Origin of the sequence: Emticicia aquatica (assembly GCF_923079645.1) — a bacterium.
In the GTDB taxonomy this organism is placed as follows: Bacteria; Bacteroidota; Bacteroidia; order Cytophagales; family Spirosomataceae; genus Emticicia; species Emticicia aquatica.
Genome location: NZ_CAKLPY010000002.1, coordinates 1,333,826 through 1,349,105 on the forward strand (window position 1 = coordinate 1,333,826; position 15,280 = coordinate 1,349,105).

11 protein-coding genes are annotated in these 15,280 nt (G+C 36.5%); 9 read left to right on the forward strand and 2 right to left on the reverse strand.

Annotation, left to right across the window (positions count from 1 at the left end; genetic code table 11):
- Nucleotides 1–27 precede the first annotated feature (27 nt).
- On the forward strand, nt 28–2,082 hold the full coding sequence (locus tag MJQ71_RS15245) for a WG repeat-containing protein (protein WP_238807492.1): 2,055 nt from the start codon (nt 28–30) through the stop codon (nt 2,080–2,082).
- An 82-nt stretch (nt 2,083–2,164) separates the two neighbouring features.
- On the opposite strand, the gene MJQ71_RS15250 is transcribed toward MJQ71_RS15245, so the two are convergent.
- Both MJQ71_RS15250 and MJQ71_RS15255 read right to left on the reverse strand, forming a co-directional pair.
- On the reverse strand, nt 2,165–3,727 hold the full coding sequence (locus MJQ71_RS15250) for an aldehyde dehydrogenase (NADP(+)) (RefSeq protein ID WP_238807493.1): 1,563 nt from the start codon (nt 3,725–3,727) through the stop codon (nt 2,165–2,167).
- 52 nt (nt 3,728–3,779) lie between these two features.
- Nucleotides 3,780–4,622 (reverse strand): fumarylacetoacetate hydrolase family protein, encoded by an 843-nt coding sequence (locus tag MJQ71_RS15255; RefSeq protein ID WP_238807494.1) that lies wholly within the window; start codon nt 4,620–4,622, stop codon nt 3,780–3,782.
- A gap of 381 nt (nt 4,623–5,003) precedes the next feature.
- Here MJQ71_RS15255 and ilvD point away from each other — a divergent pair, with 381 nt between their 5' ends.
- The 8 genes from ilvD (at nt 5,004) to MJQ71_RS15295 (ending at nt 15,229) form a co-directional block, all read left to right on the forward strand.
- Complete coding sequence (ilvD, locus tag MJQ71_RS15260; protein ID WP_238807495.1) at nt 5,004–6,683, forward strand: dihydroxy-acid dehydratase; 1,680 nt, start codon at nt 5,004–5,006, stop codon at nt 6,681–6,683.
- Between the two features lie 50 nt (nt 6,684–6,733).
- Nucleotides 6,734–8,494 carry a biosynthetic-type acetolactate synthase large subunit gene (ilvB, locus tag MJQ71_RS15265; protein ID WP_238807496.1) on the forward strand — a complete coding sequence of 587 codons (1,761 nt, stop codon included), beginning with the start codon at nt 6,734–6,736 and terminating at the stop codon, nt 8,492–8,494.
- A 48-nt stretch (nt 8,495–8,542) separates the two neighbouring features.
- A complete protein-coding gene (gene ilvN / locus MJQ71_RS15270) occupies nt 8,543–9,082 on the forward strand; it encodes an acetolactate synthase small subunit (RefSeq protein WP_238807497.1) in 540 nt (179 codons plus the stop codon).
- Nucleotides 9,083–9,185: 103 nt separating this feature from the next.
- Entirely contained in the window at nt 9,186–10,229 is a 1,044-nt protein-coding gene (gene ilvC / locus MJQ71_RS15275) for a ketol-acid reductoisomerase (protein WP_238807498.1), read from the forward strand.
- Between the two features lie 102 nt (nt 10,230–10,331).
- Nucleotides 10,332–11,615, forward strand: a complete 1,284-nt coding sequence (gene ilvA, locus MJQ71_RS15280; protein WP_238807499.1) for a threonine ammonia-lyase — start codon at nt 10,332–10,334, stop codon at nt 11,613–11,615.
- A 141-nt stretch (nt 11,616–11,756) separates the two neighbouring features.
- Nucleotides 11,757–13,799 (forward strand): glycosyltransferase family protein, encoded by a 2,043-nt coding sequence (locus tag MJQ71_RS15285; protein ID WP_238807500.1) that lies wholly within the window; start codon nt 11,757–11,759, stop codon nt 13,797–13,799.
- 11 nt (nt 13,800–13,810) lie between these two features.
- A complete protein-coding gene (locus MJQ71_RS15290; RefSeq protein ID WP_238807501.1) occupies nt 13,811–14,557 on the forward strand; it encodes a WbqC family protein in 747 nt (248 codons plus the stop codon).
- Nucleotides 14,558–14,569: 12 nt separating this feature from the next.
- Nucleotides 14,570–15,229, forward strand: a complete 660-nt coding sequence (locus MJQ71_RS15295; protein ID WP_238807502.1) for an acetyltransferase — start codon at nt 14,570–14,572, stop codon at nt 15,227–15,229.
- The last annotated feature ends 51 nt before the right edge of the window (nt 15,230–15,280 follow it).

Below are 15,280 nucleotides of genomic sequence, written 5' to 3' on the forward strand. Positions count from 1 at the left end.
TGCTGAAGTAATAGCAAACCAACCACTATGAAGAAATTTTCCTTAATTTTATTCTTGTTTTTTAGCTTTTTTAATGGCTCATTCGCTCAAGCACAAGTGGTACAAGCGGTATCAATGTCTCCAAAAGATTCAACTGGAGGATTTGCTAATACACAGCAGCAATATGTCTCTGGTGCAGTTGCCCGTAAATCAGTTGTGAGTTATGCAAAAAGTTCGATGTCACAATTTGAAGACAATAAAAAGAAGACTCTTCCCAAAGATTTGGATAGTTTATTAGTTAAACAAGATTTTCTGACACACGAACAATTTCCGAATTATCTTTCGCAAATCGAAAACGCGTATAAGCGTGAACTAGAAATTGTAAATAAAATTACAATTGATAATGTTTCTAAACTTGAACAAGCAAGTCAGTTGAATAAAACTTTTTCGGTTAGCCAAAGTGGACAATGTTTTGCAGAGAAAGAAAAAGGCTCTTATATAAGTACTCAAGACGACGAAGGTAGAGCGATTACGGGATTTGCTTTAGAATCGTTGAAGGGAAACCCACGCTACGGTTTAATTGATAATTATCATCAAGGATACGCACGTATCAAAAAAGACATGGTTTTTGGCTTTTTGAACTTGTGTGGAGAAGAAGTGATTCCTGCACAGTACGATTATGCAGAACCATTTAATGATGGAAAAGCATTAGTTAAAAAGTTCTTTTGGCACTTTATTTCAGCAGATGGAACAGAAAGCGATGTGTTGGCAGATATTGTAGAGGCGAAGGCTATTCGTTACGGTGTTAGTTTAGCGAAATTTAAGAGCAATAAATTTGCCTTAATTGATAATAGCTATGACGTAATAAAAAAACCAATCTCAGCTGGCTATGATGAAATTGAAATTTTTATCGGTAATATATTTAAAGTAAGAAATGGTAAACAATACGGACTAATCAAAATTGATGGTTCAACAATAACAGATGTAATTTTTGACAGAATTGCACTTACCGAAGCAAACCGTTGGATACTTGTTGAACAAAACAAGAAAGTTGGTTTAATCGACTCAGATGGAAATACAAGAATAAAACCATCTTATGACTATATTCGTAGTGTAATAATAGACCCAAGTGTATCTCCAACAGCAGCGTCAGTTGTTGCAAAAGATGCTGCTGGACTTCGTTTAATTGAATTAAATGAAAGAAAATTAAGCGAAACATACGCTTCAATTGGCGAGTTTAACAGATTTGGTTTAGCATCTGCATGTAAAACAATAGCAGAAAAAACTACATTAAAATGTGGATATATTAGCTTTGATGGAACAGAGGTTATTCCGCCAGTTTATGATGAAGTTCAGCCATTTAATTTAACAGGTCTTGCGGTTGTTTCTGAAAAACTGACCAATTGTAGCAAACCAGTAGGGAATTGCACAGTAGATATTGTCTATGATAGATTTGGTAGGATTGTTATTGATAGAATTAATCCTTCTGCACCAGAAGGTGTGAGATACATGGTTACTGATACGATTCTTGCAAGTACATTGATAGTTGTTCGAACACAATCGCCAACTGAAAAAGGCACATTTGATGAAGGATATAATCTTGTTGATAAAAATACATTGAAAAGATTTACATCGGAAGCCTATAAAAATATTCGTAAATTTGATAGAACCAATTTAGCGATGTTAAAAGGAGAGAAGTGGGGTTTATTAGATTTTACAGGAAAAGAAGTTTTAGCTCCATCCTACAATGAGTTGCTATTTTCGTCAGAAGGGTTAATTGGGGTGAAATACGATAACAACAAATACGGTTTTATTGACAAAAAAGGAAAAGTCCAGATTACGTTTGAATATACCGAGATTAGTCCATTCAAAAACGGAATGGCGATTGTCTCTAAGGGGAATAATAAATATGGTATTATCAATAAGTTTAATGCCAAAATTGCTCCTTGTGTTTTCAAATCGGTTCGTTATTTGGATGAAACAAATCAATATGAAATTGCTGATACGGCAAATAATTTATACAATTTGAATAATTCGGGAGATTGTATTTCTGCTAATAGTGCTAAATTTTACGACCTTATTCGTAAAGCAAACCAGAAATAATTTTTTCTAAGTAAAGTATAACAAAAAAGAAGTCCCCAAATCAATTGATTTGGGGACTTCTTTTTTGTTAAGGATTAGTTGATTATTTTTTCATTTCACCATCAACTAATCGCCAAATACTTAATGGGTTATCACTTTTAAGCTCAAAAGGCAATAATACATCAGGGTAGTTTTGATAACAAACTGGTCTTGTGAAGCGAGTAATAGCCATTGTTCCAACCGATGTACTTCGAGAGTCGGTTGTTGCAGGAAATGGACCACCATGCACCATCGCATGCGAAACCTCAACCCCAGTTGGGAAACCATTGAGGAGTATTCTTCCAACTTTTTGCTCTAAAATTTCTAGCAAATCAGTATATTCTGCAAAATCTTCATCTGTTCCATGAACTGTTGCAGTTAAATGGCCATTTAAATTGTGAGCTGCCGAGAGTATTTCTTCTTTTGAGTTTGCTTCGACGACTAAACTTGTTGGGCCAAAAATTTCTTCAGATAAATGAGGGTTTTGATTGAACTCCTCAACACTAGTATGTAAAATAACAGATTCAACAGCTGACAGACCTTCTGGAGCTTTTCCAATGCCAATGATTTTTGTATAATTTTTTGAATGTTCGATGCCTTTCAAGTAGGCATCTTTAATTCCTGCCGTAAGCATATTTCCACCTTGCGATTTGGTCGATTGTTGTTCCAACTCTTTCATAAATAGTTCATCGCTTTGGCATAATAATATGCCGGGGTTTGTGCAGAACTGTCCAACACCAAGAGTTACTGATGAAACATAATTTTCGGCAATGGTTTTTCCTTTTTCTTTTAAAATGCGAGGTAAAACAAAAACAGGATTTACACTACCCATTTCAGCATAAACAGGAATAGGCTCTGGACGAGCAACGGCAGCATCGAATAGTGCTTTCCCTCCTTTATATGAACCTGTAAAACCAATTGCTTTGATGGAAGGATGTTTCACTAATGCCATTCCGATTTCGTGGGTATCATCAAAGAGTAACGAAAATACGCCGTCAGGCATATTACACGCTTTGGCAGCTTTCTGAATCGCTAGTCCAACTAATTCAGATGTACCCAAGTGAGCTGGATGGGCTTTAAAAATCACACAACAACCAGCCGCAAGAGCAGATGTGGTGTCTCCACCAGCAACTGAAAATGCCAAAGGAAAGTTACTCGCACCAAAAACACCAACCACACCGATTGGTCTTTCCATGGCACGAATATCAGGACGTGGAGCAGGCTGGCGTTCGGGAAGAGCAGTGTCGATACGTGCATTTACCCAAGAACCGTCACGCAAAAGCTGAGCAAAAAGTTTTAATTGTCCAATGGTTCTACCTCGTTCTCCAATTGCTCTACCTTGTGGTAATGCAGATTCGGAAATATATCTTTCGATGAGTAAATCTCCTAAGTTTTCAATTTCTTCGGCAATCTTTTCAAGAAAAATCGCTTTATCAATACCTGATTTTTTTCGATAAACCTGAAAAGCTTTCTCAGCTTTTTCGGTAGCATAATTGAGTTCATCGAGGGTTGCTTTGTAAAACAAAGGAGCAAGTGTTTCACCTGTTGCTGGATTTGTTGCTTGAATGGCGACCGTCCCTTCCGAAAAAGATTCAAAGCCAATAATATTCCTTCCTGTAAGTTGCATTAGTTTTGATATAAGAATAGCTGTAAATTATTAACAATCATTATTAGACTGTTTATTTCATTTCTACGGTGTTTACTAAAGTGCCAATTCCGTCGATTGTAATACGTATTTCATCGCCTACCTCAAGAGTAAAATTATCATTAGGCACAAGTCCAGTACCTGTCATTAAGAAACAGCCATTTGGAAAAGAAGATTCACGGAATAAAAACTCAGCCAAATCAACGAGTTTTCGTTTCATACGATTAATTTCTATCGAATCAGAAAAAAGCGGAATTTCATAGCGAAGTATTTCAATCGAAATAGTTGATTCTGGAGAAATGGGTTCATCGAAAATGGCAATACAAGGGCCAATAGCGGCACTTTTATCATACGTTTTGGCTTGTGGCAAATATAAAGGATTTTCTCCTTCAATATCTCGCGAACTCATATCATTACCAACAGTATAACCAGAAATTTGCCCTTTTGAGTTGATAAATAAGGTTAACTCTGGTTCAGGAACATTCCATTTAGAATCTCGTCTAATTCTGACGGCTTGCCCAGAACCGACCACTCGATTAGGTGTTGCTTTAAAAAATATTTCAGGTCTTTCAGCATCATAAACACGGTCGTAGAAATTATCGCCACCTGCATTTTTTGATTCTTCCATTCTTGCATTACGGCTACGCAGATACGTAACTCCTGCCGCCCAAACTTCTTGGGATTGAATAGGTGCTAATAAACCATTATCTATCAATGATTTATATTCGGATGCGGCTGGTAAAAGTTGTATTTCCCGTTGTAATTCAAAAAATAAATCTTCACGATTAATAAATAAATCCCAATCTGTATGACGTGAGATATAATATTGACCAGTGTGTTCGATTACGAACCCTTGTAAAGTTTTATAGATTTTCATTGAGATTTAATTAACAAGAATTTGAGTCCAATATTAAACAAAAAGAAGCAAATAAGATATTTTTTTAATACTACTTTTTTTGAAAATGAGATTCACACAACAAAGTGAACAATAAATTTTTGAAAGAAATATTTGGAAATATAAACGAAAGTAAATTTATTTGTATCAGAAACGATTCGCATTTGGCGAATATTCGCAATAAGAGAATATTTTTCAATGATATATCAAAGCAATTTTATCGTCCCAATTTTACTTCTACTCGTCTAAACGATTAGAAGAGGGCCATGCTTTGAAAATGCAAAAGACCTTCTTCACACAGTGGAGGAGGTCTTTTGTTCTAATTTGAGTATTTATAACTAATTTTTACAACAAACAAATACAATGGCCACATTAAACAAATTCAGCCGTACCCTAACTCAAGAAATCACGAATCCTGCAGCAAAAGCGATGCTTTACGGAGTTGGCTTGTCAGATGATGATATGCAGAAAGCCCAAATCGGTATTGCAAGCACAGGATATGAAGGAAACACTTGCAACATGCACCTTAATGGCTTGTCTGTTCATGTGAAGAAAGGAATTCAAGAAAATGGCATGGTAGGGCTGATTTTTCATACAATCGGAGTTTCTGATGGGATGACAAACGGGAATGACGGAATGAGTTATTCATTGCCTAGCCGAGATATTATTGCTGATTCAATAGAAGATGTAGTGGCTGCACAGTGGTATGATGGTGTAATTGCGGTGGTTGGTTGTGACAAAAATATGCCAGGAGCAATGATTGCGTTGGCAAGACTGAATCGCCCAGGAATGTTGGTTTATGGCGGAACAATTCGTTCTGGAGAATATAAAGGTCAAAAATTAGATATTGTTTCTGCCTTTGAGGCTTTAGGTAAAAAATTCGCAGGAAATATTTCTGATGAAGATTACGAAGGTGTAATCAAAAATGCTATCCCTGGTGCAGGTGCTTGTGGAGGTATGTACACCGCAAATACCATGGCGTCTTCAATGGAAGCAATGGGCTTGACGTTACCTAACTCTTCGTCGTATCCTGCAACACATGAAGGTAAAAAAGCCGAGTGTATTGCTATTGGTGCAGCGATGAAAAATATGTTGGAGAAAAATATTTGTCCACGAGACATTATGACTCGCAAAGCATTTGAAAATGCAATGACAATGGTAATGGTGATGGGTGGCTCTACAAATGCGGTTTTGCATTATTTGGCTATTGCTCACGCAGCAGAAGTAGATTTTACATTGAAAGATATTCAAGATATTTCTGACCGTACTCCTTTACTAGCAGACTTAAAACCATCTGGTAAATATTATATGGAAGATATGTTGGCCATTGGTGGAGTACCAGCTGTAATGAAGTATTTGTTGAAAAAAGGTCTTTTACATGGCGATTGTATTACAATTACTGGAAAAACAATTGCTGAAGATTTAGCTGATGTTCCTGATTTAGATTTTGACGCCCAAAAAATCATAAAACCAATAGAAACACCAATTAAGCCAACGGGGCACTTGCAAATTTTGTATGGTAATCTTGCCGAAAAAGGTGCAGTTGCGAAAATCACAGGTAAAGAAGGTGAAAAATTTGAAGGAACAGCAAAGGTTTGTGAGAGAGAAGAGGATGTGATTGAGTTTTTGAGTAAAGGTGAAATCAAAGCAGGGCATGTAATTGTAATCAGAAATGAAGGGCCGAAAGGTGGGCCAGGAATGCCAGAAATGTTAAAACCAACATCTGCCGTAATGGGTGCAGGTTTAGGAAATAGCGTAGCGATGATTACCGACGGTCGTTTCTCAGGTGGTACACATGGGTTTGTGGTTGGACACATCACCCCAGAAGCTTACGAAGGTGGAACTATCGCTTTGGTAAAAGATGGAGATAAAATAACGATTGATGCCGTTGACAATAAATTGATTTTACATGTTTCTGACGAAGAATTAGCCGCTCGTCGTGCCGAATGGACTCGAATAGAATCAAAATTCAATAGAGGTATTCTTAAAAAATACATTAAAAACGTAAGCTCAGCCAGCGAAGGTTGTGTTACAGATTTATAAGCATTACAACAAACTAAAATAAAAATTCATCCTAAAGTATCATTTACGATATGGGAAATTTATTGGAAATCGAATTAAAACAAGAAACATTGATTGCTTCTGCCCAAGAAAATACAGTAGGGAATTTTCTTTCGGGAGCTCAAGCAATGATGGAGTGTTTATTGGCCGAAGGTGTTGACAATATCTTTGGATATCCTGGGGGGGCAATTATGCCAACTTATGATGCACTGTATGACTATATTGATAGAATTAAGCACACGTTAGTTCGTCACGAACAAGGTGCTGGACACGCTGCACAAGGGTATGCTCGTGTAAGTGGGCGTACAGGTGTTTGCTTGGTTACATCAGGGCCTGGAGGAACAAATCTTATTACACCTATTGCTGATGCAATTATTGACTGTACACCATTGGTTTGTATTGTTGGACAAGTAAAGTCAACATTGTTAGGAACAGATGCTTTCCAAGAAACCGATATGATTGGTGTAACAACACCAGTTTGTAAATGGAACTATCAAATTACTGATCCCGATGAAGTACCAGAAATCATGGCAAAAGCATTTTTTATTGCTAAGTCAGGAAAACCAGGGCCAGTAGTTATAGATTTTGCTCGTGATGCACAAGCAGCTAAAATGACAAAAGCTTTTTCTTACAAAAAAGTAGAGAAAATGGTTAGTTATAATCCGCGTGTTGTACCAAAACAAGAACAAATCGAAAAAGCTGCCGAGTTAATAAATAAAGCAAAAAGACCCTATATTTTATTTGGTCATGGGGTGTTGATTGCTGATGCAATGCAAGAATTACTTGATTTTGTTGAAAAAACAGATATTCCTTGTGCAAGTACATTATTAGGCCTTTCGGCGATGCCAAATAATCACCCAAATTACATGGGTTGGTTAGGTATGCACGGAATGTATGCTCCCAATGTAATGACCGATGAATGTGATGTACTAATTGCTATCGGGATGCGTTTTGATGACCGAGTAACAGGCGATTCAACAAAATTTGCTCCTCAAGCCCGCATTGTTCATATTGAAATTGACCCGTCAGAAGTTGAAAAAATCAAGAAAACCGAAGCTCCAGTAATTGGTGATGCGAAAGAGGCTCTTAAAATGCTTTTTCCATTAGTTAAAAAAGGAGATTTTACTGGCTGGAAAAACGAGTTTAGAAAACTTGATGTAAAAGAATACGATAAAGTAACGCTTCGTGATTTAAATCAAGAAGGAAAAATAAAAATGGCCGAAGTGGTGGCTTTACTTTCTGATAAAACAAATGGTGAAGCTTGTATTGTTGTTGATGTGGGTCAACATCAGATGGTTACAGCTCGCTACTATCAATTCAGAAAACCTAATTCGTTTATTGCTTCGGGTGGACTAGGAACAATGGGTTTTGCTATTCCTGCATCGTTTGGTGCAAAAGTAGGAGCTCCAGACCGTGAAGTTGTTGGGATTATTGGGGATGGCTGTTTCCAAATGACGATTCAAGAACTTGGTACAATTGCCCAAAGTGGTTTGGCTGTGAAAATGATTATTTTAAACAATAATTTCTTGGGAATGGTGCGTCAATGGCAGCAATTGTTCTTTGATAATCGGTATTCATTCGTTGAGTTACAAAACCCAGATTTTATTACAATTGCTAAAGGATTCGGAATTGATGGGCATACTTGCTCAGAAAGAGAAAACCTAAGTGATTCGCTTGATAAAATGCTTGATTCTAAGAAAGCATATCTTTTAGAGGTAATTGTGGAAAAAGAAGAAAATGTATTTCCAATGGTTCCTGCGGGAACAAGCGTTTCGGAGATTCGTTTGGAATAACCCCAGACCATAGTTAATGATAATAATTTTTAAACCAAAACTGGGGGAATGACAACATACACAATCTGCGTATTTACCGAAAATAGTATCGGATTACTCAACAAAATCACAATTATATTTACCCGTCGAAGAATCAACATTGAATCATTGACGGTTTCAGAAACTGAGCGTAAGGGTATTTCTCGTTTCACGATCGTTATCAAACACGAAAAACGTGAAGAGGTAGAAAAGCTCGTACGCCAGATTCGGAAAATCATTGAAGTATTGGCCGTTTTTGGCTATCTCAATGAAGATATCGTTTATAACGAAATTGCTTTGTTTAAGATTTCTACGCCTTTAAACGGTAAATCAGTCGATGTCGAAACTATCAACAAAATTTATAAGGCTTGGGTGGTTTACTGGGGCCTCGACTACGTAGTTATCGAAAAAACAGGCACAGAAACTGAAATTTTTGACTTCTTCAAATATATCAAACCCCACGGAATTATCGAGTTCGTTCGTTCAGGAAGAGTGGCAGTAGGTAAAACTCCTCAAGGATTAATTGAGTATTTACCCGAAGAAATTACAGAATGGGAGTATTATTTGTAAATTTGTCGCATGAACGGTGTTTTTAACCTTTTTTGTTAAAAAAATCATAATCGTTCTGCCAAAAGTATAAAAGTTGCATTAAACCAAAAACAAATCAATAAAAATGGCAAAATTAAATTTCGGCGGTGTTGAAGAGGAAGTTGTAACCCGCGAAGAGTACCCACTCGAAAAATCAAGAGAGTTTTTGAAAAAACAAACTATCGCTGTAATTGGATACGGTGTACAAGGCCCAGGTCAAGCAATGAATATGCGTGACAATGGTTTCAACGTAATTGTTGGACAACGCCCTGGTAAAACGTACGACAAAGCAGTTGCTGATGGTTGGGTTCCGGGTAAAACACTTTTCAATATCGAAGATGCGTTGAAAAAAGGTACAATCATTTGTTTCCTTTTGTCAGATGCAGCTCAAATCGCCCTTTGGCCAACAGTGAAACAATACCTTAAAAAAGGAAAAACTTTATATTTCTCTCATGGATTCGGTATTACGTACAGTAAAAAAACTGGTATCAAACCACCTAAAAATGTTGACGTAGTATTGGTTGCTCCAAAAGGTTCTGGTACATCTCTTCGTCGTTTGTTCGTTGAAGGAAAAGGCTTGAACTCTAGCTTTGCAGTTTTCCAAGATGCTTCAGGACATGCTCGTGAAACAGCCATCGCAATGGGTATCGGTGTAGGTTCTGGTTATTTATTTGAAACTGATTTCTATCGTGAAGTAACATCTGACCTTACTGGTGAGCGTGGAACTTTGATGGGTGCAATCCAAGGTATTTTTGCTGCTCAATACGAAGTATTGCGTGAAAATGGTCACTCTCCATCTGAGGCTTTCAACGAAACGGTTGAAGAATTAACTCAATCATTGATGCCATTAGTTGCTGAAAATGGAATGGACTGGATGTACGCAAACTGTTCGACAACTGCTCAACGTGGTGCGTTAGACTGGTGGAAACCATTCCACGATGCTACAAAACCTGTTTTCAAGAAATTATATCAAAGCGTAAAATCACAAAAAGAAGCTACTCAATCAATCACACGTAACTCTGAGCCAGATTACCGTGAGAAATTAGAAGTTGAATTAGCTGAACTTCGTGAGTCAGAAATGTGGCAAGCAGGTAAAACTGTTCGTAGCTTACGTCCAGAAAGAAACTAATTTTCTTTGAAAAAAATAATTGCAACGAAGCACAGGGATAAAATCTCTGTGCTTTTTGTATATTTGGGGGTATTGTAGAAAAAATACACAACACTTCATCGCATGGCAACAACAAACATTAAGACTAAACAAGAAACAATTTTTCCCGATTTAGATAACATCTATCTCGCTGCCGAACGCCTCGTTGGCGTGGCAACTCACACACCATTGATGCACAACCTTAATCTTTCGGAGCGTTACGGAGCAAATATTTACCTCAAAAGAGAAGATTTACAAGTTGTTCGTTCGTATAAAATTAGAGGAGCATATAACAAAATGGTAAGCCTGACCCAAGAGCAACGTGAAAAAGGTGTTGTTTGTGCAAGTGCAGGAAACCACGCCCAAGGTTTGGCGTACGCTTGTCGTAAAATGAAAGCTCAAGGAACTATTTTTATGCCCACAACCACACCACCTCAAAAAATTAAGCAGGTGGGAATGTTTGGGAAAGAGTTTGTCAAAATCGAACTTGTTGGTGATACTTACGACGACGCTTTTTATGCAGCAAAAAAATATTGCGAAGAACAAAATGCTACCTTTGTGCATCCTTTCGATGATTTACAAGTAATGGAAGGACAAGGGACTGTTGGATTAGAAATCTTCAAAGATGCCAGTTTCAAAATAGATTATTTGATTTTTGCTATCGGTGGTGGAGGTTTGGCTTCTGGTGTCTCAACGGTTTTTAAACAACTTTCACCCAAAACTAAACTGGTTGCCGTTGAGCCGCTCGGTTCGCCAACAATGAAAACAGCTTTTGACAAAGGCGGGGTTGTAACGCTCGATGAAATTGATAAATTTGTTGATGGTGCGGCCGTAAAACGAGCGGGAGATTTAACGTTTCAGGTTTGTAAAGCAAATCTTAATCATGAAATCTTACTAATTCCCGAAGGAAAAGTTTGCTCAACTATCTTGCAACTTTATAATGAAGAAGCCATAGTTGCGGAACCAGCGGGAGCATTATCGGTAGCTGCATTAGATTTTCTTAAAGATGAAATTAAAGGGAAAAACGTAGTTTGTATCATTGGTGGAGGAAATAACGACATCACAAGAACCGAAGAAATCAAAGAGCGTTCGTTATTATATGAAGGTTTAAAACATTATTTTATTGTACGGTTTCCACAACGAGCGGGAGCTTTCAAAGAGTTTTTGAATGATGTACTTAGTCCGACCGATAATATTGTTTATTTTGAATATTCTAAGAAAACAGCCCGTGAACGTGGCCCAGCTTTGGTTGGAATAGAACTAAAGCAACAAGCTGATTTTCAGCCACTTATCGAACGAATGAAAGCCTATAATGTACAGTTTGAATATATCAACGATAAACCACAGTTATTTGAATTTCTAATATAGTTTAAGATATTTTCGACAATAAAGAAAGGCTTTCACTATCTTTGCAACATACAAGCCTTTCTTTAATTGTAAATGTAGTTTTATTGATTGTCAGAAAATTACAAAACGAAAGTCGTTCCGCCGACTACTTATTTTGACTAAATGTACATAATATTTATACTTTCTTCTCTTTTATTCCTCTGGCAAATTCATCGAAATGCGTCTTTCATTTCTGATAGCCTAAGCGATTATTTAATCAAAATCTTCTTTGGTTTGGTTTCGTGTGTAATTCCAACAGGTTTTTTATTGTCAGAGTTAAACTTAATCAATCAAGCGGTTTGTTGGGGAATTGGAATAAATATTTTGGCGTTTGTTTATTATATATTTTTTAAGAAAATTACAGATAAACAACCATTTATACTTATTAATGCTGTAAAAAACACTCAAGGGAAATTTGTCGCTTTTTGGCAAAATCGCCCTTTTTTAAGTAAAATTGCATTTAGTATTTTGTTTATAGGCCTAATATCCACAACAATCATTAATCTTATCATTTTCTTTGTAACGGTGCCAAATGAATGGGATAGTATGACAGGTCATTTAGTAAAATGTGCTTATTATCTTCAAAATGGAAATATGAATCGCCTTCAAGGAACAACTTGGACAGTTGATTTTTATCCAAATTCATTGCCAACGTTGCAAATAGTATTTTATCATGTTTTCGGAGAAAAAGGCTTTAAGGTTATTCATTATTTAAGTTATTGGTTTTTTGCCTTGTCTGCTTACGGTATTGCAGCTAAAATATTCAATAATTTTACGGCATCTGTTTGGGTTGCATTATTATCTGCATTGTTACCAACGGCGTTGGTACAAGCAACTACAACCGAAACTGACATTGTTTTGACGGCATATTTAGGTTGTTTAACCTATTTTATGTTTTCATTCAAAGAAAAACCAACCAAACTAAACCTAAGCTTAATAGCTCTGATGTCAGGTATTTGGATTGGCCATAAAGTAACTTTTCTTCTGATTGCTCCTGCGGCAATGGTTGTTGCAATACACACGGTATTACTTAAAAAAGAATTTTACAAAAACATAAAGTTGTTTCTCATTACGTTTGTTCTTGCGATCGGAATATATGTTTTGCCAACGGGTTATATTGGAAATGTAAAAGAAGTAGGCAAATTTTCTTTGGGAAGTCTTTCTGCTCCACCAATTGTAATGAATTGGCATGGAATTGAACATTTTTCGACAAAAGATAAAGTCCGAAATTTAGGATTGAATGTTGGACGATATACTTCTGAATTTCTCAACTTTGATGGTTTTAGAAGTGCTAAAATCGGGCAAAAGTTCAACGAAAAATTCCGTGTTTTGCCTAATAAGGCTTTGAATAAACTAAACCTAGAAGGCAACCGCTTTACGGTTGTTTCTTATTTTTCGTTTGAACACCCAATTAGGTTTTATCTCGAAAGACCCTATTGGGGAATTATCGGCTTTGGAATGCTTTGGCCGATTATGATATTTTTATTGGTCAAATTGCTCCGAAATTATAAACATATATCGAAGTCCGAGAAAAGTTTAATGGTGCTATCTTTGGCCTCAAGTTTGCACTTTCTTTCCTTGTGTTATTCGGCACCTTATGACCCGATTAAAGCAAGATATTTTTTGAATATGGCGGTTTGGTGTATGCCAATGCTTGCTATTTATACATTTCAATTGTCGGGAAGTAAATCAACATTGCTTAAGTTTTATTATTTGTTGGTTTCTATAATTGTTTCATTATCAGCAGTTTGTACGACATTGTTTGTCAGAATTCATCCTGTTTTTGCAGAAAAAAACATCTTTAACACCAATCGCTTAGAGCAGCTCACGATTGGTCGCCCGAATATTTACGAAGCATATAAAAAATTTGACGAACTTGTGCCGACAGATGCGATTGTTGCTCTCGGAACGCAACAAGAACATGAAGATTTTGAATATCCGCTTTGGGGAAAAGAGTTTTCTCGCACACTAATACCAATTCATCCATTTAGAAGTGCTGTAAAACCAATTCCAACACAAGCACAATATTTATTTTATTCTAAAGGTGTTATTCCTTTTCAAGAAGGAGACATCGTTTTGGGAAAAAGTAATAAACAAACAGTTTCTGTGGTCGAGGAAAGTGAGTTTTTTTTAAGAAAATTAAACGCAAGTTTAACGCCCCAATAAGGAATAAAATAATGATAGATATTAAAGAAGAGGTTGTTGAAAAAAATATTCAATCGGACAAAGTCGTTGGAATTATGCAGCCCTACATTTTTCCGTATATTGGTTATTTTCAATTAATAAAAGCAGTTGATAAGTTTGTGGTTTATGATGATGTAGCGTTTATCAATAAAGGCTGGATAAACCGAAATAACATTTTGGTTAGTGGAAAAGCTTCTATGTTCACAATTCCATTGGTTGGAGCAAGTCAAAATCGGTTAATACGTGAAATAGAAGTGGATAACTTGCAAATTTGGGCCAAAAAAATGCTTAAAACAATTGAACAATCGTACAAAAAAGCACCTTTTTACCAAGAAGGCTATGCGATTGTTGATGCAGTTTTCAACGCCTCTGCTGAAAATATTGCAGCATTGGCAACATCAAGCCTTAAAGCAACTTGTAGCTATTTAAAAATTGATACTGAAATCGTGGAAAGTTCAGCGATTTATCGAAATCAAGATTTGAAAGCACAAGGACGTATTCTGGATATTTGTATGCAGGAAAAAGCGAATCATTATATCAATCCAATTGGGGGAATGGCGATTTATGACAAACAACTTTTTGCTGATAACAAAATCTTACTTAATTTTATCAAATCTAAATCTATAATATACACACAATTCAAAAACGATTTTGTGCCGTGGCTTTCAATAATTGACATGCTGATGTTTTGTTCGGTCGATGAAATCCATGAACACTTAGATAAATTTGAATTAGTTTAAAACAACCAAAATATGGCAAAAGTAGTAGTTTTCGGTACTGAGTTGGTGGCAGAATTAGCCCATTATTACTTAACAAACGATTCTGAACACGAAATCGTGGCATTCACAGTCAATCAAGAATATATCAAAGAAGATACTTTTTGTGGCTTGCCAATAGTGCCTTTTGAAAATGTTACCGAGCTTTTCCCTCCTGCCGAATACAAGTTTTTTGCCCCATTAAGCGAGCGAAAAATGAACATGGTTCGAGCAAAAGTTTATGGAGAAGCGAAAGAAAAAGGTTATTCTTTTATTTCATATATTAGCTCAAGAGCAACGGTATTAACAGACCAAATTGGCGAAAACTGTTTTATTTTAGAAGATAATACGATTCAACCTTTCGTGAAAATTGGTAATAATGTAGTGCTTTGGAGTGGAAATCATATTGGTCATCATGGCGAAATCAAAGACCACGTTTATTTCACCTCACACGTTGTATTGTCAGGAAGATGTGTAGTTGGAGAATACTCTTTCTTTGGTGTGAATGCGACCATCCGTGATGGCTGCACTATTGGCGAAGGTACGCTTATTGCCATGGGTGCAAACCTCACCAAAACCAAAACCGAGCCTTGGAGTATATGGAAAGGTAATCCTGCTGTTAAATCGGAGGTTTCGAGTAAAGATATAAACCTTTAAAAGTTTCAAATCTTTCTAAAAAAACACGAACTTTGCTTCTCAATTAAGAAA